The sequence below is a fragment of the Nostoc sp. MG11 genome, from assembly GCF_014904695.1.
Taxonomy (GTDB): Bacteria; Cyanobacteriota; Cyanobacteriia; order Cyanobacteriales; family Nostocaceae; genus Komarekiella.
Map to the genome: position 1 here is coordinate 51803 of NZ_JACXXN010000029.1, position 21094 is coordinate 72896.

Annotated in this window: 14 protein-coding genes and 2 pseudogenes; 11 read left to right on the top strand and 5 right to left on the bottom strand. The window is 41.2% G+C overall.

The features are described 5' to 3' along the window. Nucleotides 1–5: 5 nt before the first annotated feature. Nucleotides 6–1448, bottom strand: a complete 1443-nt coding sequence (locus tag HCR01_RS27360) for a cache domain-containing protein (protein ID WP_193199190.1) — start codon at nt 1446–1448, stop codon at nt 6–8. Nucleotides 1449–1487: 39 nt separating this feature from the next. After that, nucleotides 1488–1592 (bottom strand): annotated as a pseudogene (locus HCR01_RS40890) (lanthionine synthetase LanC family protein); the annotation flags it as partial. Nucleotides 1593–2007: 415 nt separating this feature from the next. Here HCR01_RS40890 and HCR01_RS27370 point away from each other — a divergent pair. From HCR01_RS27370 to HCR01_RS27380, 3 genes are all read left to right on the top strand, one after another. Continuing rightward, nucleotides 2008–2373: an NHLP leader peptide family RiPP precursor gene (locus HCR01_RS27370; protein WP_226889663.1), complete on the top strand. Its 366-nt coding sequence runs from the start codon at nt 2008–2010 to the stop codon at nt 2371–2373. A gap of 236 nt (nt 2374–2609) precedes the next feature. Continuing rightward, a complete protein-coding gene (locus HCR01_RS27375) occupies nt 2610–3014 on the top strand; it encodes a hypothetical protein (RefSeq protein WP_193199191.1) in 405 nt (134 codons plus the stop codon). A gap of 98 nt (nt 3015–3112) precedes the next feature. Beyond that, on the top strand, nt 3113–4366 hold the full coding sequence (locus HCR01_RS27380) for a S8 family peptidase (protein ID WP_193199192.1): 1254 nt from the start codon (nt 3113–3115) through the stop codon (nt 4364–4366). A gap of 355 nt (nt 4367–4721) precedes the next feature. Here HCR01_RS27380 and HCR01_RS27385 read toward each other — a convergent pair whose 3' ends face one another. Further along, nucleotides 4722–5525 carry a helix-turn-helix domain-containing protein gene (locus tag HCR01_RS27385; RefSeq protein WP_193199193.1) on the bottom strand — a complete coding sequence of 268 codons (804 nt, stop codon included), beginning with the start codon at nt 5523–5525 and terminating at the stop codon, nt 4722–4724. Between the two features lie 1021 nt (nt 5526–6546). On the opposite strand from HCR01_RS27385, the gene HCR01_RS27390 reads away from it, so the two are divergent. The 8 genes from HCR01_RS27390 (at nt 6547) to HCR01_RS27420 (ending at nt 18900) form a co-directional block, all read left to right on the top strand. Beyond that, a complete protein-coding gene (locus HCR01_RS27390; RefSeq protein ID WP_193199194.1) occupies nt 6547–7299 on the top strand; it encodes a hypothetical protein in 753 nt (250 codons plus the stop codon). Nucleotides 7300–7304: 5 nt separating this feature from the next. Beyond that, the gene (locus HCR01_RS27395) at nt 7305–8264 is read left to right on the top strand and encodes a DUF1822 family protein (protein WP_193199195.1); all 960 of its coding nucleotides are present in this window, start codon (nt 7305–7307) and stop codon (nt 8262–8264) included. A 20-nt stretch (nt 8265–8284) separates the two neighbouring features. After that, nucleotides 8285–10645: a CHASE2 domain-containing protein gene (locus HCR01_RS27400; protein ID WP_193199196.1), complete on the top strand. Its 2361-nt coding sequence runs from the start codon at nt 8285–8287 to the stop codon at nt 10643–10645. Between the two features lie 2 nt (nt 10646–10647). Beyond that, nucleotides 10648–11475: a DUF928 domain-containing protein gene (locus HCR01_RS27405; protein ID WP_193199197.1), complete on the top strand. Its 828-nt coding sequence runs from the start codon at nt 10648–10650 to the stop codon at nt 11473–11475. After that, a complete protein-coding gene (locus tag HCR01_RS27410) occupies nt 11417–14152 on the top strand; it encodes a filamentous hemagglutinin N-terminal domain-containing protein (RefSeq protein WP_226889664.1) in 2736 nt (911 codons plus the stop codon). The genes HCR01_RS27405 and HCR01_RS27410 overlap by 59 nt, the downstream gene beginning before the upstream one ends. Beyond that, nucleotides 14142–15413, top strand: a complete 1272-nt coding sequence (locus tag HCR01_RS27415) for a ShlB/FhaC/HecB family hemolysin secretion/activation protein (protein ID WP_320073189.1) — start codon at nt 14142–14144, stop codon at nt 15411–15413. Before HCR01_RS27410 ends, HCR01_RS27415 begins: the two co-directional genes overlap by 11 nt. Then, nucleotides 15414–15932 carry a ShlB/FhaC/HecB family hemolysin secretion/activation protein gene (locus HCR01_RS40540; protein ID WP_320073191.1) on the top strand — a complete coding sequence of 173 codons (519 nt, stop codon included), beginning with the start codon at nt 15414–15416 and terminating at the stop codon, nt 15930–15932. It begins immediately after the preceding gene. A 193-nt stretch (nt 15933–16125) separates the two neighbouring features. Then, nucleotides 16126–18900, top strand: a complete 2775-nt coding sequence (locus HCR01_RS27420; protein WP_226889665.1) for a CHAT domain-containing protein — start codon at nt 16126–16128, stop codon at nt 18898–18900. On the opposite strand, the gene HCR01_RS27425 is transcribed toward HCR01_RS27420, so the two are convergent. Together HCR01_RS27425 and HCR01_RS27430 are read right to left on the bottom strand one after the other, a co-directional pair. Beyond that, on the bottom strand, nt 18901–19845 hold the full coding sequence (locus tag HCR01_RS27425) for an S-layer family protein (RefSeq protein WP_193199199.1): 945 nt from the start codon (nt 19843–19845) through the stop codon (nt 18901–18903). Further along, nucleotides 19782–21094 (bottom strand): annotated as a pseudogene (locus HCR01_RS27430) (hypothetical protein); the annotation flags it as partial. The pseudogene HCR01_RS27430 and the gene HCR01_RS27425, both read right to left, overlap by 64 nt.

Below are 21094 nucleotides of genomic sequence, written 5' to 3' on the forward strand. Positions count from 1 at the left end.
CTACTTCACTTTTTATCCTTCAATAGCGATCGCTCTTTGAGAGATTGCACCTGATTCTGCAACCTCTGGTAATACTCTGTTTCAGTTTCGCTCACGGCTACTTCGTGTTCTCTAAGCTTTTGAATCCTTTTTTGTAACTGGCGAAAGTGTTCATTTTCCGTAATTTCCGCAACATTGCTGGCTCTTTTGGTTTCGTCAATCTCGATGTGCAGTTTTTGCACTTGCATTTTTAGCTTCTGATCTCGCATCCTCACTTCTTCAGCCATCCCCAAGAAAACGCGCACTAATTGACCGATGTCGTCCTGGGTATGAGCTAATTTCTCCAAACTGCGATGCAGTTCTAGTACATGAGAATCAAAATTATCATGCTCTAGTGCTTGCGCTGCGGCTGTGAGGGCGTGAATGGGCTGAGAAATTCTCCGCGCTAGGAGTAGTGCGATGATGGCTGTGATTCCCCCCACAATCAGCACACTGCTACCGTGTAGCCACATCATGCGGTTCGAGGGGCCGACAAAATCATCTTTGGGCTGGCTGACCCCCAATACCCAAGGTTGTTCTTTCAAGGGCGCAAAGCCAACTATCCGAGGTGTCTGGGTGCGTGGAAAGTGATAAGTGGTGTGACCTGCCTGTTTGGCTTTTACCATCACCTTCAATTCTGGAATGTCCAAACTCTGAATCTGCCTTAAACCATAACGTCTGTCGTTCACAACCTGCTCTAAAGTATTGGGCGGCAGGGGGAGAAGGCTATGGTAAAGGAGAGATTTATTAAAATGACTGATGATCACCCCGTACTGGTCAATCAAAAAGGCATAGCTTTTGGAGCGTATTGGTAACGTATCGACGATCGCCCAGATACCTTCTCCCTTAATCTTGAGTACTGTGACTCCCACAATTTCGCCACTGGGCGATCGCACCGGATGGGAGAGGAACATACCTGGTCGTTTTGTGGTTTCGCCTACCAAGATGCTAGATATATAGGACTTACCCTGGATGCTGGAACGGAAGTATTCACGGAAGGCGTAGTTATTACCAAGGAATGTGGGATCGGTTGCGGCGATAGCACGACCTTGTTTATCCATCACAAAAACAGCATCAAAGTCTGGGTTAGATCGGAAGACGTTTTCTAGCGTTTGTTGCAAGTCGGGGCGGAAGGCTTCTTGCTCAGAAGATGTGGAGGCTGCTAAGAAATTTACGACATTGCGATCGCTACTAACTTGGACAACAACACGCTGGATATCAATAATTAACTGGTCAAGGCGACTAGCTGTACTGGTGGCTAACAATTCCAGTTTGTGGTGTTCACTGGCTTCCACACTGTCTAAGCTCTGTCGTAGGTTGTAGTAGCCGGTGAAGCCCATCGGTATAAGCGCAGCGCAAACCAATGCTGCTGAAATTTTGGCAGCTATAGACCAGGCAGGCGGATAAAGTAACCGATGTAAGCGCTTCATTTCATACACTCAGATAATTAAATTGAAAAATATATAAGTTCACTCCCACAGCAACGCAGAAGGAAGCGATTCTGGATACGCTAACCTTAATAGCTCATAACCAATGCCAGCAGTGCCTTGAAAGAAACCAGGGTTGTAAACATCTAAATCTTTTTATGAAACTTCCATCTATGTGTATCCTTTTTTAGTTAAACCCATAATGTTTGTTTTGTTCATACTTAGATTTGTAGCTTAGGGGATACCAACCCAGAATTACAATTCAAATTCTTTCGGTAAGACTAACAAATTTTTAGTTTCTGTTTGTTATCGAATGCGATAAACTTCCATTCTAGGCAAATCAATGATTTTTGATGGCTTTATTTTTCATTATTAAATACTGGAGTTTTGATTTTTATAATTTTCCTAAAATATTCACATTATTATTTATATTTTTCATTCAAGACGTTCTATTTCTTTTGATTTAATGTCTAAAAAATTCAAATTGACGGTTTAATTTCAAAATCGATATTCTAGTTAGTGTCAATCCTAAATTGATACAAGCAAATAAGGAGAAACCAAAATGCACGAAGAACTGAAACAAATCATCTCTCAGGCAATTAAAACCCGTTTTGAGTTCGAGCAGAAGCTCGTTCAGCAGGCTAGAGAAGATGAGAACTTCAAGCAAGAATTACTCAGCAATCCCAAGGCAGTTTATGCGAGAGAGTCAGGAGAAGAACTTCCAAAAGATATTGAAATCGAAGTTCTCCAGGAAACTGCAAATAAGGTCTACTTAGTGCTTCCAACTAACTCGGCTCTATCTGGTTCTGAGGAAGAATTATCTGAAGAAGCGCTGGAAGCAGTGGCTGGCGGCGTCCAGACATTTTTTATCAACGGTGAATTAAAAACAAAGTGGTTCAGGCTTCGCAACGCCAACGATAAAGTGTAGTGTCAGCATAACTTGAGTACGCTAGTAACTACTTGGCAAACTAAATTTTTATAACCCAGTGAGCCTTGAGAGATAAGTCTTTTGCACTCACTGGGTTTACTTTATATCAACGGTTAATTACTCCTAATTTCTTCGATTTTATACCGAAAAAATTCAAGTTGACGGTTTAGTTTATGAATTAATATTCTGGTTATTGTCAATCAAAATTTGTCAGAAAAAATGAGAAAATAAAATGCATGAAGATTAGCCCCTGTAATGCTGATGAACGCTGGTCACTGGGTTATCGGGTTTATGAAGAGGGTACTTTTACCAACGCTGATGACTTAAAAATTCTCCTCAATAGAATGATAGATGTTCATATGCCACTCACCCTCAGACCCAATGAGCGCATTAGTTTTCGTCGGGATTTGAAATATGAAACTTTACCAGATGGGTTTCAACTCTCGACAAGATTTCACAGACACAAATTTCGGAATGCTCCCAACATCAAACAGCTAGGAGAGGTCATCTACAAGGGAAACAAGACGGCACAAGAGATTGCTTCGTTGTTTAATGTATTTGGCATTCCGTCGGATACCACACATGATTCTCTAAATTTGATGTTTAAGCACGGGGTTTTAGACGAAGAGCCGAAACTATAGAAATTTTCATTCATAGGTTCGCACTGCTCTGGTTGTTCAAGAAAACCCAACCAACTTTAATGCTGGGATTACCCCACACTTCAAGATTCATAAGCACCATGAGATATTTGAGACTCGTCCGAAGAATCGTTACGTCAGGAGTGATTGCGACGACCGCTGCACTTGGGAGCTTTGTTGCTGAAGTTCAGGCGGCTACATTCACCTTGCCGATTGAAGCAGCAGCCAAAGCGACAGGGGTTGATGTTTTGCGAGACCTCTACGGTTTAGATGGCACCGGAATCACTATTGGTGTGATATCTGATAGCTTTGCCACAGCAAAGACTTTTGACACCTCTGGCAAACCGGATACCTATGCGACCAACATAGTCGATGGCTACTTACCATCTGGCGTTAAGGTGCTAAAGGACTTTTCTGAGCCTGGTAGTACGGATGAGGGTCGTGCCATAGCGCAGCTCATTCATGCTGTGGCTCCGAAGGCTAACTTGGTATTTCACACAGGTTTGGGCGGTGCGGATGTCTTTGGTCAGGGCATTCAGACTTTAGCAACTGCTGGGGCAGATATCATCGTGGATGATGTCGGTTATAATCCCCAAGATATGCCTGATGTACCTTTAGACTTCCTGGATCTGGAGCCTCCGAATGGAGCTATTAACCAAGCAATTGACACAGTATTCAATCAGGGGGTTTCTTACTTCACTGACGCTGGTAATGATTTTCCCGATTTTCCAATATACGGACACGCGAATAATCCAAATGCGCTGAGTGTTGGAGCAGTGTACTACGGGAACGCGGAATCCTACTCAAACCGTCCGTACGGTGTTGTTGTAGAGCAGGGACAAGTGGAACCTTTTTCTTCGGAAGGCAACCCAGATTTCCTGAAGCCTGATGTTGTGGCTCCCGACGCGCTGCCGATTTCCTTCGGCTTGGGTGGTGAAGACGCTCCTCGTATTGCCAACCCCGGCTTCTTCGACTTTTTCGGTACCTCTGCATCGGCTCCGTACGCGGCTGCGGTGGCAGCACTGTTACTACAGGCAGACCCAAACGCAACACCCACTGAGATATATAACGCACTGAGAGATACGGCTGAAAGCCCTTTGCCAGGTTTTGACTCCAGACTTGGCTTTGGTTTAATTCAGGGAGACAAAGCGATCGCAGCGCTAGGTGTGCAACCAAAACCAGTCCCCGAACCTTCTACAGCCTCCGCCTTTCTGTGTACCACCATTATGATTGTGGGTCTGACCCTAAAACGCGCTAAACAGAGGTCTAAGAAGAAAGCTCAGCCCAGTGAGAGCCTTATCCTAGTTCATTCAGGAGTTACACAGTTGCCTGATCAGCCCTTACCCGAAGCTTAAAAGCGCTACTACTCTAACAAATCCTGTCACTTTTTCTTAAAGCTGCTTGAAAAGCGTCTATGCAGCTTTAAAACCCAAGAGTGTAGGCTCCTTTTTTGTAATCACGAGTTGACTTATTGGACTTATTTTGTCAGTTTTGTGCAGTGATCAAAATTAATCAAATTATTAAAAATCTAGTTGATAGTAATTTTCACTAGTATTCAATATAGCTCTTATGGGCTAGTCCAGACAGCCTGCCCTTAATTTATGGACGGGTGAAACGCACGCATCACAAGAAAATCACACCCTGTAATGCATTTAATTGAAAACTACTACAGGATGCGATCGCAAATCATGTCTTTCATCCACAGTCGATCTAATTAGTGCTAGCTTCAATGCGCTGCGCCTTGCGCCAGACTTGAGGAGTCATTCCAAAGCTGATGCGAAACTGGCGAAAGAAACATCCCGCATAGCGATAGCCCACTGCCTCGGCAATTTGTTCGATTGACTGGTTAGTTTCTAAAAGTAAGGAACACGCTGCTGCCATCCGGCGCTTGACAATCCATTGATGCACAGTCTCTCCTGTTTGGCGTCGTATTAGGTCAGTTAAGTAAGCTGCCGAATAACCAACAGCCTGAGCTACGTCAGATAAGCCCATCGGTTGATGATAATTTGCCTCTATAAACTGCAAGACCTGACTCAGAAGAGGGTCAGAAAGCAACAGCGAGTGAGCGTCTATCGATTTTGCAGTCTCAGAAATCTGTAGCTTAGGAACTTGTTGGGACTCAGTAGCGTACCACTGTTTTTGGGCTGCTTGTTTTTCTAGTCGAGCTGCGATCGCTCTCAACAGTTCTTCTACTGTAGAGGGTTGGCTAAGATAGTCCTCTTCTTCTAATTGCGTCCCTGAACGAATCTCAGTCTTGGTATTCTTGGCAGTGAGAAAGCTGATAGCAATAACACCATCAGCAGTGGCATCTAAAGCTGCCTGAAGCAAAGAAAGAGACTTTTCTAGTTCTGTTTGTGTCCGCTGATGCAAAGTTTTTTCAGAGCATAATTGCTTATTAGTATCATTTAACTTAACCAAAAGCTCTTGCACTTTTAACTCTAGTGCTGCATTAGTTCTCTGTAGAGCTAATAAAGTTTGCTGGCGATCATCGCTAATCTGGTTGCTAGAAACCATCGTTCAACTCCCTACAATTATTGAATGAGCTTTGAAAGTTCAGTCTCTATCCCAAAAGTGTTAGTACAGTTCTGCGTAAATAAACTGGCCATTCCAAACCGTGAAAAAACTTACAGCACTGTCTCCTTTTAACTTTTGATTTCCAAGGCAACGGTACTAGTAGCATTATTCAATTAACGTGACTATCACCAAACTTTCTCTGTCATTGCCGCCTCCGGCAAAGTTATGAAAAGTATTTAAACGTTGAAACGGCTTCTTGGGGTGTAAAAGCTGCTCAGTATATTGGCTCAAGTTTTTAATTTGTTTTGGTCAATTTCTGCCGTATTATCTAGCGAACTAATCACTAACCTATGCATTACTTACGTTTCTCTGGTGAATTTCAAAAAAAATCTTGGCTTACTCACTCAATATCTACTGCGAGACTGCTGGTTTTCATAACGATATTCATAAAGTAAAACTTTCATAATATTAAGTTATTGATTAAATGATTATTTTCTGCTTCTATAACCAAAATACCTACTCTTATCAAAATCATTTCGATTGATTGTATGTTATTTAACAAATGCAGATTAATTTAGTTGCTACTACTGCTTTAACTAACCTTCTACTTAATAAATCGGAATAAAACTGAAAATTAGGAAAACTATAGAAAAAGCCAAGTTGATGCCGAATTTTCAAAACTTTTTCAAAATTAAGCCTCTAATTCTATATCAGGGAAAGATTGGCGAACTATGAAAAACGCAATGCTTTATGCTTTAATCAATTCGCCTTAGATAAACTCTCTTATCCACTCTTACGTGGTATCTAAGCTAACGTTTAGTAAATTATTACACCTTCATGCTGAACCAAAGTGATTACAGTATAGGTTTACAACAAACCGATGGAGGGTATAAAAAAATTTTCTTGCTAAAGTTTTCATAATTTTTTGATTGCTGACTGATATAAGAGTAAGGTCAAATAAAGCGGTGCTTATGATTCCGCTGTTGTCTCGTGTCTACCATACTTTTTTGTTAAAACTTTTATGGACGATCAGGATGAACGCCTGCGCCAATTGATTGCAACAGTTTGTCAACATCCAGATGGCAGTCGAGAATGGCGAAAAGCTATGAGTCGGCTTCTGATTTTAATTCAGGGACTACCAGAATTTAAAAAATACTCAAGCATAGATTGTCCTGATCACTTTTTAGATGCCTTAAACCAAAGTTTAGAGTGGTTCAGCCACAATATCAGAAACTTTCAGCCGCGTACATCTTCAGTGCGATCTGATTTAGTAAAATGGTTGAAAAGTTATCTTTACTGGCGCATCAAAGATTTAAATTCACGATCTTCGTGTCAAGGAAAAAGATTTCATTTTTCCTTGGATGAAAGTATTTTAGATGCGGATGTAGAGATAACAACTTGGTTAGAACGAGTATCAGAACAAAGACAACTATTAGGGACACCATCTAACCCTTATGTTCTAAGTGGACTAGAAATTTATTTAGAACAGTTGCAACAGCATTCACAACAGTGCTTAGTAGTCAACCTAGCACATTACATCGAGCAAGACCCAGACAAGCAATTACGAAACTGTTATCCTCGCAAACATCCCGAATGCAACTGTCAAGTACTAAGCCAAAGGTTACTATTCATTTTCAAGAACCCACCAGATACACTCGCTGATATTGCTCGCGAGTGTCAAATCAATTACCAAACTCTGGTATCCCATTGGAAATTAAAATCAATACCGCTCCTGCAAGAAATTGCTATTAAATTCGGATATCAATCTAATTGACAGCTATGAGTAGCACAGAAACGCTTTGTATAAAAATTCCACTTGGGCAAGAAGCCCATGCCATTGCTCGCCAGTTTGCTGTTGAACAAACTACACCCCAAAAAGGGAAACAAACATATTTGAATACACTAGCAGTTTATGCTGTTTGCAGTTATTTGAAATGGTTGCAGATTGATACTGCTCTAGAAAAAGGTGATAGTTGGCATCCTCTTAAACGAGCTTTATTTGATGTTGCCGATTTAGTTCTTCCCAACATTGGTAAGTTAGAGTGTCGTCCCGTTCAACCTGGAGAAACGGCAATTTCTTTACCCCCTGAAGTGATGGAAAATAGGATTGGTTATGTGGCTGTCCAGTTTAGCGAATGCCTAAATGAAGTGAAGTTGCTGGGATTTGTTAGAACAGTTACTATTTCTTCTGCTTCAGAGCAAATACCAATAGCAAGTCTAAAACCCCTTAATTTCCTTTTCGACTACATTCCCGATACTGTTGCTCATCCTACACTCAATACTAGCCAGATACGGGTGAACTTAAACCAATGGTTCGAGAATTTGTTTGAAAGTAGTTGGATGCCTCTAGAACAAATTTTCGGCAGTAGAAATGAGAAAAAGTTTGCTTTAAGAACTGTTTCATCTTTTAGCAAAGCTAGTGTGGCACGAACAAAAATAATTGATTTGGGACTACAAGTAGGAAGTCAATCAGTAGCGTTATTAGTAGCGATCGCACCTTATTCTGAGCATAAAGTAGAAATACTAGTACAACTACACCCAGTGTATGAAAAAGGTTTTTTGCCATCTAACCTTAGACTGAATTTACTATTAGAATCAGGAGAAATTATTCAAAATGTTGTATCGCGAAGCAATGATAACTATATTCAATTAAAACGATTTCGAGGGTATTCTGGAGAAGGCTTTAATATCCAAGTGTCTGATGGGAATTTCACAATCAAGGAGACTTTTGTGATCTGACGCTTTTTTGTCGGAGGGTAATGAGTAAGTTAGTTGTCTGGAATTTGGGTACAGGAGACTTACACAAAGGCTTTCCTGATGTCATAGTTCAACTCGGATTACCAAATGATCCGCGTGCGATGGAATTTCGCGGTAGTTTACCAGCAGCGCCAGAAATCCCTCAGCTTTATCGATATTGGCAAATACTATACTCGGCTCTCTATCGCCATTATGGTTGGTCTGTACGTCTCGAAATCGAAGATGCTGATGTCACAAATTTTTCGGAAGTTGAATTTAACGATTTATGCCAGCAATTATCATCTAGAATTAATATTTGGCTCAACTGTGAGCAGTTTCGCAAAATAGACCAAAAATTACGCACGCAATTAAATCCAAACGAAGAAATTTGCTTTATGATTGCAACTCGTGATAATTTATTGCGGCGTCTACCTTGGCATTTATGGAACTTTTTTGAGGATTATCCAAATGCCGAAGTAGCATTTAGTCCTTTAGAACCACAACGACCAAATAAAGTATATACTAAAGAAAAGAAAGTTAAAATATTAGCCATTTTTGGTACTAGTAAAGGAATCGATATTAGTAAAGATAAGCGATTCCTAGAAAAATTATCAACCCAAGCTAAAATAAGTTTTTTAGTTGAACCACAACGAAAGCAATTAAGTAACAAACTTTGGGAAAAAGGTTGGAGTATTCTATTTTTTGCTGGACATAGTTATAGTCAAGAAAAAGGAGTTTTGCAACTTAATAAAACTACGACAATTACGCTGGATAAATTAAAACATGGACTCAAGAAGGCAATTGAGAATGGATTACGCTTAGCAATTTTCAATTCCTGCGATGGCTTAGGTTTAGCAGAAGCGTTAGAAGATTTACACATTCCTCAAGTCATTGTTATGCGCGAACCAGTCCCAGACTTGGTAGCACAGGAATTTTTAAAACATTTTTTAACAGAATTCTCTAGTGGGCAATCTTTATACTCTGCACTACGCGAGGCGCGAAAAAGGCTAGAAGGAATAGAAGATGAATATCCTTGTGCAACGTGGTTACCAGTAATTTGCCAGAATCCTTTAGAAGCACCAATGACTTGGCAGTTGCACCGAAAGATGCTTACCACCAAGAGTGTTTTGGCAATATTGCTGACAAGCTTGTTGGTGACAAGTTTGGTCATGGGGGTGCGGTATTGGGGTTGTCTGCAAACCTCGGAATTACAGGCTTTTGACCATTTTATGCAGTTGCGATCGCAACTCGTCACAGAAAAACCTGACGAGCGGATTTTAATTATCACTATTGATGAAGCAGATATTCAGTACCAAATTAATAAGGGAATGCAAATGCGATGGTCATTATCTGACCAAGCCCTTGCTCAACTATTAGATAAATTAAATAAGTACCAACCACGAACTATTGGTTTAGATATTTATCGTGATGGTGCTGTAGATCCAAAATATCCAAATTTAGCTACTCGTTTTGGGCAGGATAACCGTCTATTTTTTGTGTGCAAAGTTGCTACAACTGATGAGGATGGTGATAGTAATGGGATTCCGCCACCTGATGGAGTTTCAACAAAACGCTTGAGCTTTAGTGATTTTGTTGCAGATGATGAAGATATTGCTCGTCGCCATCTTTTACATTTGACTGCTCCCCTAAAATCTTCCTGTACCACAGAATACGCTTTTAATTTACAACTAGCACTTCATTATTTAGATAAAGAAGGCAAAATATCAAATGTGACAAAAGAAGGCTATTTGCAGATTGGTGATGTTGTGTTTGAGCAATTAAATGAACACACTAGCGGTTATCAAAAAATAGATGCATCTGGTTATCAAATACTGTTGAATTATCGTTCTCTCTACTCTGTTGAAAAAATTGCTGAGCAAATTAGTTTGAGAGATGTGTTAGATGAAAAAATACCATTAGAATCAGTCCAATCACTTAGAGATCGGGTTGTTATTATTGGTCTTTCTGCCCCCACCAATACGAACGATTATTGGAAAACACCATTCAGCACTACTGCAAAATCAAAGCAAAACCAGATACCAGGAGTGTTGGTACAGGCACAGATGCTAAGTCAAATCCTGAGCGCAGTTTTAGACCGCAGACCTTTGTTGTGGTGGTGGTCTGGATGGATGGAAGCACTTTGGGTATGGGGATGGTCATTCATAGGAGGTATTACAGCATGGTATTATTCAAAACCGCTGCACCTTGGATTAGCGTTGGTAGTAACACTTTTAACACTGTTTGGATTATGTTTTAGCATTTTTACACTCGCTGGATGGATACCACTCATTCCCTCAGCATTAGCGTTGCTAGCTACCCAAGTAGCGGTAATTTCATGGTTTAGACGTTTCCATCTTGGCAAGAGAAAACAATTGAATTTTTGATCATGATTAAAAAAAAGCTACTTTACCAACCAATTCAACGTGCTTGCATAATTCCTTTGCTATTTATTAGTTTGATAAGTTACTTGCAATCAGTACAGGCACAGCCTCCTAATTCGATTCAAAACACTGTTAAAAATTCGCCCTTCCAGTCTTTTAAGCAACCGAAATTACCTAGAAAGGGCGCACCTACAGGTCGGCGTAGAGCCGGGGCTGGGCGTAATCCTGAGTGTCCTAGCTCTCTCACACGTCTTACTGCTTTAGTACCTGGTGATGGAGGGGAATCAGTCTTGGCATCAACAGTTGCAGAACATCCAACTTTTTGGTTTTATGTTCCTGAACTACCTGAAACCGTGCGTTCGGCAGAATTCGTGTTACAAGTGCTAGATGGCCAAGATGTGCAGAATGTCTATCGAACACCTCTTACTCTGCCTGGAAAACCTGGTGTTATTAGCATTACTTTGCCACCACAACCACAATACTCCTTAAAAGCAGATAAAAAATATAATTGGTACTTTCATATTTATTGCGGCGATCCGCAAAAAACATCTGACAATTTTTATGTAGATGGTTTTTTGCAAAGAGAGGTGCTGACTCAGGCTCTTGATAGTCAGTTGAAGGCAGTAAAACCAAGGGAGTACATTGCCTATAGTGCTAATCAGATTTGGCATGATGCCCTAACTAATTTAGGTCAACTGCGCCGCACTAATCCGCAGGATGCAACTGTTAATAAAGATTGGGTTGACTTATTAAATGCAGTTGGCTTGCAAGACCTTGCCAAAGAGCCAATTGTACAGCATTACAACTTGGAAAACTTACAAAATCAAGACTAGTAACACAGTGGGTGCTATGTCAGGGATAACTCAAGATTGGCGGTGTTGGTGTAGTAGTTTTGTGATATGGGGTGTGTTAATTGCTTCCTTGCAAGAGTGTGTTATTGCCCAAATTACCCCGGATGGCACCTTGCCTAATAACTCTAGTATTACAAGAGATGGGAACATCTTCAATATCACTGGAGGAACACAAGCAGGAAGTAATTTGTTCCACAGTTTTGGGGAGTTTTCTGTGCCTAATGATGGCACTGCTTCCTTTAATAATGCTGGGGATATTCAGAATATAATTAGCCGCGTAACTGGTGGGTCAGTTTCTAACATTGATGGGTTAATTCGCGCTAATAATACAGCTAATCTGTTTTTGATTAATCCTAATGGGATTATTTTTGGGCGTAATGCTTCGTTGAATATTGGTGGTTCTTTTGTAGCGACTACTGTCAATGCGATCGGCTTTGACAATCAAGGTTTCTTTAGTGCTGACAATCCTAATACTCCTGAACTTCTGACGGTCAATCCTTCAGCTTTACTATTTAATCAAATTCGTGCTACATCTATCCAAAATAACTCAGTTGCAGACTCCGGTTTAAATCCATCTTCTGAGTTTACTGCTACGGGGTTACGTGTACCAGATGGCAGGAGTTTGCTGCTGGTAGGCGGTGATATCAATATGGATGGTGGAGGATTGTTTGCTTTTGGTGGGCGAGTCGAGTTAGGCGGGTTAGCAGGCGCAGGAACGGTTGGATTGAATAGCGATGGCAATAATCTAAATTTGAGTTTTCCCGATGGTGTAGAAAGAAGTGATGTTTTTCTTAGCAATCGCGCTGTGGTATATGTGGCTGCTGGCGATGGTGGTAGTGTTGCGGTTAATGCTAAAAATTTAAAGATAACAGGAGGGAGTTCTCTGTCGGCGGGGATAGGGATTCGACAGGGTTTTAATAATAATAAGGCGGGAAATATTGATGTTAATGCAACCGGAGCAATAAATCTTAATGGGAGTTCCATTCAAAATCAGGTGCTAGCAGAAGCAACTGGACAAGGAGGCGATATCAATATCAGTGCGAGCACTTTGAAGGTACAGGGTGGAGCACAGGTTAGTACTGCTACATTTAGTTCTGGCAAGGGGGGAAATATAAGAGTTGATACCCAAGACATACAACTGATGGGTGAATCAGCCGATGGTAAAGCTCTTAGTGCCTTGGGTACTACCACAGAACCAAACTCAACAGGAGATGCAGGAAATTTAGCAATTAAAACTAATACTTTGCTAGTGCGAGATGGGGCACAAGTGATTACTAGTACATTTGGTTTGGGCAGGGGGGGAGATTTAACTGTTAATGCTCAAGATGTACAACTGATTGGTACAATCACTAATGGTCAAACTAGCAGTGGTTTGTTTGCTTCCGCAGATTTAAACTTAACAGGGGATGCGGGAGATTTGACAATTAAGACGAATACTTTGCTTGTCCGAGATGGAGCACAGGTAATTACAGCTACATTTGGTTCGGGCAAAGGGGGAAATTTAACCGTTGATGCTCAAGACGTGCAACTGATTGGTAAAACCACCAATGGTCAATTTGTCAGTGGCTTGTTTGTTTCCGCAGATTTAAATTCAATAGGGAATGCGGGAGATTTGACAATTAAGACAAATACTTTACTAGTTCGAGATGGAGCACAGGTGGTTACTGGTACATTTAGTTCGGGCAAGGGGGGAAATTTAACCGTTGAAGCCCAAGACGTGCAATTGATTGGTACAATCGCCGATGGTCAGTTTGTTAGTGGTTTGTTTGCTTCTACAGCGCCAAACTCAACAGGGAATGCGGGAAATTTAACAATTAAGACGAATACTTTGCTAGTCCGAGATGGAGCAGCAGTAACCGCGCAAAGTTTAGGAACAGGAACCGCAGGCAACATGACAGTAAATACTCGCTCTCTCCGTTTAAACAACAACGCATTGCTTAGCTCTAATACACGCAGCGCTAAAATTGACCCCTACTCTGAGCAAGCAACAATTAATATTAACTCAGAAAATTTAATAATGAGTGGCAATAGCAATATTTTTACTAACGCAACAGGAGAAAACGTTATTGGCGGCAACATCAATATTGATACCGATATCCTTGTTGGTTTTGAAAATAGTGATATCAGCGCCAATTCTGCTAACTTCCGTGGTGGAAATGTGCGAATCAATGCCCAAAGTATCTTTGGTATACAGTTCCGAGATATGGAATCTGATAGAAAAAGTGACATTACCGCTACTGGGGTAAATCCTGAGTCCAGTGGTAATGTAGAACTGAATACACGTGATATTGACCCCAACAGTGGTTTAGTTGAACTGCCAGCAATACCAGTTGATACTGAGGTAGCCCAAGGTTGCTATAGTCCAGGTTATGCTCAAAGCTCCTTTGTAATCACTGGACGCGGTGGTTTACCAGGCAACCCCAAAGACATTCTCACTCCTGATGCAGTTCAAATAGATTGGGTGTCTGTTAAACCCAGGAATAACAACCGTTCTCTACCACCTGTTACCAGCAAACTAACTACCTCCACTCCCAAACGTATTGTTGAAGCAACAGGTGCAATGTTAAATGCCAAAGGGCAAATAGTCCTCAGTGCTAACTCATCCACCGCTACTCCTCACACTTCCAGACAGAACCCAATTCAATGTAATGGTCGCTAAAGTTACTCAGACTTTTGCTGCATCGTGCTTGCTCATGTTGTTCAATAGCTTGATAACTATACCCAGCAGGGCGCAGAAAGTAGATCGTATACAACTACCTCAAAACAATTCTCCCACAAGTCAACAGCTCCCACTGCCACAGGATGTCCAACCACCTTCACCTAGAACACCACCAATACAACCCTCTCCACCACCGCAACTACCCCCTCCATCCCAACTACTTCAACCTTCTCAACCACTACCCATACCGGATGAACTACTCCCTACAACGCCACAAATCTTGACTGTTAAACAGTTTGAAGTCATTGGTAGTACAGTATTCAGCCTAGAAAGATTAAATCAAGTACTTTTTGACTTTATCAATAAGCCGATCGCATTTGCACAACTATTAGAAGCTCGCCCCAAAATTACCGAACTCTATATTCAAGAGGGATACGTCACGTCAGGCGCTTATATTCCTGAACAGACTCTCACTGATGATGGTGTTGTCCAAATCCAGGTAATTGAAGGTGAATTAGAGGATATCCAGATAACTGGAACTAGACGGCTCAACCCTAATTATATTCGTAGCCGTATAGCTAATGGCGCATCCACCCCTTTAAATCAAAAACGCCTACTAGAGTCTCTGCAACTATTGCAACTTAATCCTTTAATTCAAAATATATCTGCTGAACTGTCTACTGGCTCACGTATCGGCGCTAATTTACTAGCTATCGAGGTAACGGAGGCAGATTCATTCAATATACAAACAATACTGGATAATGGCCGCTCCCCCAGTGTTGGTAGCTTCCGACGCCAACTGCAAATAAACGAAGCCAACTTACTCGGACTTGGAGATGGTATATCGTTGGCATACAGCAATACAGACGGTAGTAATACCATAGATGCGAGTTACAGCTTACCCCTCAATTATTGGAATGGCACTCTTACTCTCAATTATGGTACAGCATCAGCCAATGTCATTGAACGTTCCTTCAATACACTAGATATTGAATCAGCTTCCCAATATTACGAACTGACATTCCGCCAGCCTTTAGTGCAAACTCCCAACCAAGAATTCGCTCTTGGGATAACTGCTTCTCACAGAGAAACTGATATTTCCTCTTCTTTACTAGAAGAGAACGAGGTTCCCCTTTTTGTACTTTCACCAGGGGCTAATGAAGAAGGACGCACCAGAATATCTGCATTGCGATTTTTTCAAGAATGGACTTCTCGCAATAGCCAAGAAGTAATTGCCGCTCGCTCTCAATTTAGTCTATGAATTGGTGCATTCAATGCCACAATCAACGATACCGCACCTGATAGCCGCTTTTTTGCTTGGCGGGGACAGGCGCAATGGTTACGCCTCTTGGCTCCTGATACTTTACTATTAATTAGTGGCGATGTCCAATTGACTTCTACAACGCTTTTAGCATCAGAACAATTTGGTTTAGGTGGTATAAATAGTGTACGAGGGTATCGTCAAGATCTCTTGTTGACAGATAATGGCGCTCTTGCTTCTGTTGAATTACGGCTACCAATTGTGCGTGTGTCTCAGTGGGATGGAGTTCTACAAATTACTCCCTTTGTTGATGTTGGCACTGCTTGGAATAATTCGTCGAATAGAGATGAAAATAATACTAGCACCCTAGCTTCTGTTGGTTTGGGTTTGCGTTGGTCACAAGGTAATAACTTTACTGCTGCTGTTGAATGGGGTATTCCTTTAGTTTTGGTTGATACTCAGGGCGATACATGGCAAGAAAAGGGTTTGTATTTTTATATACAATACAATCCATTTTAATGTTATCTAAAATCGCAGAGCTACAGAGAGTTTTGTAAAGTTTTTACTTTAACTAATTAGAAAAGCTACATATTATTATTCAAACAGTAAATTTTAGAATTACATGAAATTTTTAAAGTATTTTTTTCTAGGATTATTGACTGCATTACTCTGCATATCTTTGTCGTATATTTTTGATTCATCTAATTATTTAATGGCCGCATTTGCAAAATCACGCCCTTCTCCTGTGCTTGACGCTGCGAGTAGCTTACTTCCCCGTAGGAGTACAGATGACGCTCCTAACATCGCTAACGCAGCCCCAACGCAGTCGCTCATGGGGGGAAACCCTCCTGCTGGACTAACTCACAACTTGCTACAACGCAGAGAACGCTTGCAACACAGTGACTTCAAGATTCAAAATCTAAAATCTACAATCAAATCGTTTCCTAGTTTAGCAACAACACCTGCTGTCAACCAAACCCAGACTTCTAGCTTAGTGCAGCAAAGTCAAGCACTTTATGAAGCGGGACAGTTTGTAAAAGCGGTGCAACTTCTAAAAAAAGCCGCAGTTGAATTTAAAGCTACTAATGATGCATTAAACGAAGCCGTAACTTTGACTAATCTTTCTTTATCCTACCAGCAGTTAGGACAATGGCAAGAGGCAAATGAAGCGATCGCACTAAGTATTAAAGTATTACAAACTCTAAAAGATTCAGATTCTTCACAAGAGCAATCACAAATCATTGCTCAAGCTTTAGATGTTCAAGGAGGTCTGGAATTTGCACAGGGACAAACTGAAGTAGCCCTGAGTACTTGGCAAGAAGCAGCTAAAATTTATCAATACTTAGATGATACATCGGCACTGATTCACAATCGCGTTAATCAAGCCCAAGCAATGCAAGCTCTAGGAAATTATCTGCAAGCACATAAAACATTAATCTCGGTACAACAAGTTCTCCAAAAACAAGCAGATTCTTCTGTTAAAGCCACAGGATTGTATAACTTAGGAAATGTCCTGCGAAATTTGGGTTATTTAAATGATTCGCAGAAAATTTTAGAGGAAAGTTCTTCTGTGGCTAAACGAGTAGGAGGTGCGATCGCTCAAAGTAATGCTTTACTTAGTTTGGGTAATACAACTCGCGCTCAAACGTACGCTCAACTTAGTTTGGGTAACTCAAGTAGTGCCAAGGATTACGCTAAAAGAGCAATTCAATACTATCAACAAGCAGCGCAAATTGCATCTGTAACACCTACTACACGCCTCCAAGCTCAACTGAATCTATTGAGACTATTGATAGAGCAAGAGGAATTTGGCACAGCAAAGGCATTATTGCCCCAAATTCAGTCTCAGATAGATAATTTACCTTTAAGTCGAACGGCTGTTAACTACCGGATTAACTTTGCCCAAAGTCTGAGCAAAATGATACAAAACGAAGTTCAGCCAAAAGATGTTGCAAAAATGCTAGCGCAAGCTGTCCAAGTGGCTAAGAGTTTAAAAGATGAACGTACCGAATCTTATGCCCTTGGTACTCTTGGCGAACTATACGAACAAATCGGACAGTTATCTGATGCCAAAGACCTTACACAACAAGCCTTGGTGAAAGCCGAGTCTATTGATGCTCAAGACATTACTTATCAATGGCATTGGCAGATGGGACGGATACTTCAAAAACAATCTAATATCCCAGCAGCAACAGATGCTTATAGTCGAGCTTACAACGCTCTCAAATCTCTTCGTAACGATTTAGTTGCAATTAATCCTGATGTACAATTTTCTTTCCGCGAAAGCATAGAACCTGTGTATCGACAATACGTTGATTTACTATTACAACTTAAGGAAAATACGAATCAAAAACAAGATAATCTCCTTCAAGCCCGTCAAGTAATCGAATCTCTCCAGTTAGCGGAATTAGATAATTTTTTTCGCTCGCCCTGTTTATTACCAAGAGTTGACCTTGATAAATTAGTTGAAAAGGAAAAATCTACAGCTGTTATCTATCCAATTATTTTGGATAACCGACTAGAAATTATTACCAGGCTACCAGGGCAAGATACAATCTACCGTAAAACAACTAAAGTCCCTAAAGATGTATTAGAAAATACTATAGAACAACTACAAAAAGATTTACCAGTTGCTAGCCGAGAGCCTGATGTTAAGCAGCATTCGCAACAGCTATATGACTGGTTAATTAGGCCTATTGAATCAGATTTAGCAAATCAAGGTATAACATCCCTAGTGTTTGTACTGGATGGTTCTTTGCGGAATATCCCAATGGCGATTCTTTTTGACAAACAACAGCAAAAATATCTGATAGAAAAATATGCTATTTCTTTAACACCTGGTTTGCAACTTATTGATCCCAAACCTTTACAAAACGTGCAGCTAAACGCTTTAGTGGCCGGAGTAGAGCAAAAACGCTTGATTGAAGGTAAATCCTTTTCTGAACTCTCAAATGTGACACAAGAATTAAAACAAATCCAGTCTGAAGTTAAAACAAGTAAAGAACTCTTAAATCAAGAGTTCACTAAAACTAATCTACAAAAGCAAATTCAATCTACTCCCTTTTCAGTAGTGCATTTAGCTACTCACGGACAATTTAGTTCAGATATTGAACAAACCTATATTATTACTTGGGATGAGCTACTCAAGGTGAGAGAGTTAGATAATTTACTACGGGATAGGGGTGAAAGCCGACCAGAAACAATTGAATTACTTGTCCTTAGTGCCTGTAAAACCGCTACAGGAGACAAACGAGCTGCTTTAGGATTAGCTGGAGTTGCAGTGCGGGCGGGCGCACGCAGTACGCTAGCAACTTTGTGGACAGTAGATGATGAGTCTACTAGCGACTTTATGGGTGAATTATACCGACAGTTGGATGCTGGGGTAACTAAGTCCCAAGCACTACAACGTGCTCAACTTGCAATTTTAGCTAAAGAAAATCGCCCATATTTTTGGGCACCTTATGTTCTTGTAGGTAATTGGTTGTAATTATTTAAAAAATCTCAGATTATTGCGGCAATCAGTTAATGTATGCCTAGAAAGATGAGGAGTAGCAATAGATGAGTTAGCACTGAGGACTATTTGCCCTTTGGTGTTTAGCGTCGCACCTGTAGCTTCAACAATGCGTTTTGGAGTGGAGATAGTTGGTTTATTAGTAACAGGTGGTAGAGAACGGTTGTTATTGCGGGGTTTAAAAGACACCCAATCTATTTGTGGCGCATCAGGAGTGAGAATGTCTTTAGGATTGGGTGGTAAACCGCCACGTCCTGTGATCACAAATCGGTTTTGGGCGTAACCTGGACTATAGCAGCCTTGGGCTACCTGGGTGTCAACTGGTACTGTTGGCAATTCTATCAAGCCACTGTTGGGGTCGATACCAGGTGTATTTAGTTCTACAGTGCCTTGTGTACCAAATCTTGAACTAGCGGTAATGTCGCTTAAGAGAGTTTGACTTTCACGAAACTGAATACCATAAATGCCATTCGCTTTGATATCGACCCTGCCACCTATACCTGTGTAAGCATTAGCAGTAATGTCGCTATTTTCGTTGCGGACAGCGATGATGAAGCCGGATGAGGCATTAATATTAATGTTGCCGCCATTACCACCAGCTTCTGCTGTGCCTGCGGTGGTGGAGATGGAAGCGCCATGACGGAGAAGGAGTAAATCAGTTTGTAAGTTGATGTCACCACCGTTACCCGATGCAGATTCGGCATCAAGACTGCCACCGTTGTCTAAAGTAACTTTAGGTGAGGTGACGATAATATCTCCACTAGTACCCGTCGAACTTTGGGAGTTCACGAACAAGCCACTGATAAAGTTAGAACTCTTGCCAGAAATGTTGAGAAAATCAGCCGTATTAACTTCAATTATGCCTGCATTCCCTTGTCCACTGGTTTCAGCAGAAAGTTTAGCGCCATCTCGTAATGACAATGAACCAGAATCAATAGTAATATTACCCCCATTGCCAACTGTTCCAGTTTCCACCGTGCTGGCAATCGCACTAACAAAACCGTTTTTCTCCCCAATAATATTAACAGCACCAGTAACATTAACATTGACATTCCCCGCATCCCCCGTCCTGCTGGCTGGGTATCAGATGCTTCACGAGTAATGGTTAGCAGTTGAGCGCCATCAATTAGTGATAATGTTGCAGCATTGATATCAATATTACCTCCCTTACCTACACCCCCTGATTCCACTGTGCTGAGGACGTAAGCATTATCTGCAAGGGAAACAGCATTCTTTGCACTCACTGTCACTTTCCCCGCATTCCCTTGTCCAGAAGTTGAGGCAGTAAGTTGAGAGCTATCTTGTAATGACAATGAACCAGAATCGATAGTAATATTACCCCCATTGCCAACTGTTCCAGGTTGCACCCGGCTGCGAATCCCACTAAGAAAACCGTTTTTCTCCCCAATAATATTAACAGCACCAGTAACATTAACATTGACATTCCCCGCATCCCCCTGTCCTGATGGCTGGGTATCAGATGCACTACGAATAATGGTTACTAGTTGAGCACCATCAATTAGTGACAAGGTTGCAGCATTGATGTCGATATTACCTCCCTTACCTAAACCCCCTGATTCGATCGTGCTGAGGATGGAAGAATCTGCAAGGTAAACAGCATTCTTTGCATTCACTGTCACGTTCCCCGCATTACCTCGTCCCAATGTTGAGGCAGAAAGTTGAGCACCATCGCCTAACAATAATGAACCGGAGTCGATAATAACGTTACCTCCATTACCTTTTGAACCCGAACGCACAAGATTGGCAACTCGACTCTCACCAGCAACTTGGATTTTCCCGGTAGCATTGACAGTAATATCTCCCCCAATTGTTTCAGGTGTCCCCAAACCTTGCCCAATCCCAGCACTTAAGATACTTGCTCCTAATATTTCTATATTCTTGGCATTAACTGCAATATTACCGCCACCAGCGTCTTCTACATCTATACTTGCTTGATTAGTAAAGGATACCGAAGCTTGTGCAACATTAGAAGGGAATTTCAAAATGAAATTATCTCCATCTATACCCAGTGCTACACTACCAGGTTCACCCAATCCTCCTAATTCAACTCGTCCACCAAAAGCATTTAATCGTCCCCCATCCATATTGATATCACCGCCTACCAACAGCAAACTATTGCCATCTGGTACGCGCAAAACTATTGAGTTAT

Bases quoted from the DNA above. Each gene is read 5' to 3' on its own strand.
- HCR01_RS27360 (WP_193199190.1), bottom strand. From the start codon at position 1,448: ATGAAGCGCTTACATCGGTTACTTTATCCGCCTGCCTGGTCTATAGCT.
- HCR01_RS27370 (WP_226889663.1), top strand. From the start codon at position 2,008: ATGCACGAAGAACTGAAACAAATCATCTCTCAGGCAATTAAAACCCGT.
- HCR01_RS27375 (WP_193199191.1), top strand. From the start codon at position 2,610: ATGAAGATTAGCCCCTGTAATGCTGATGAACGCTGGTCACTGGGTTAT.
- HCR01_RS27380 (WP_193199192.1), top strand. From the start codon at position 3,113: ATGAGATATTTGAGACTCGTCCGAAGAATCGTTACGTCAGGAGTGATT.
- HCR01_RS27385 (WP_193199193.1), bottom strand. From the start codon at position 5,525: ATGGTTTCTAGCAACCAGATTAGCGATGATCGCCAGCAAACTTTATTA.
- HCR01_RS27390 (WP_193199194.1), top strand. From the start codon at position 6,547: ATGGACGATCAGGATGAACGCCTGCGCCAATTGATTGCAACAGTTTGT.
- HCR01_RS27395 (WP_193199195.1), top strand. From the start codon at position 7,305: ATGAGTAGCACAGAAACGCTTTGTATAAAAATTCCACTTGGGCAAGAA.
- HCR01_RS27400 (WP_193199196.1), top strand. From the start codon at position 8,285: ATGAGTAAGTTAGTTGTCTGGAATTTGGGTACAGGAGACTTACACAAA.
- HCR01_RS27405 (WP_193199197.1), top strand. From the start codon at position 10,648: ATGATTAAAAAAAAGCTACTTTACCAACCAATTCAACGTGCTTGCATA.
- HCR01_RS27415 (WP_320073189.1), top strand. From the start codon at position 14,142: ATGGTCGCTAAAGTTACTCAGACTTTTGCTGCATCGTGCTTGCTCATG.
- HCR01_RS27420 (WP_226889665.1), top strand. From the start codon at position 16,126: ATGGCCGCATTTGCAAAATCACGCCCTTCTCCTGTGCTTGACGCTGCG.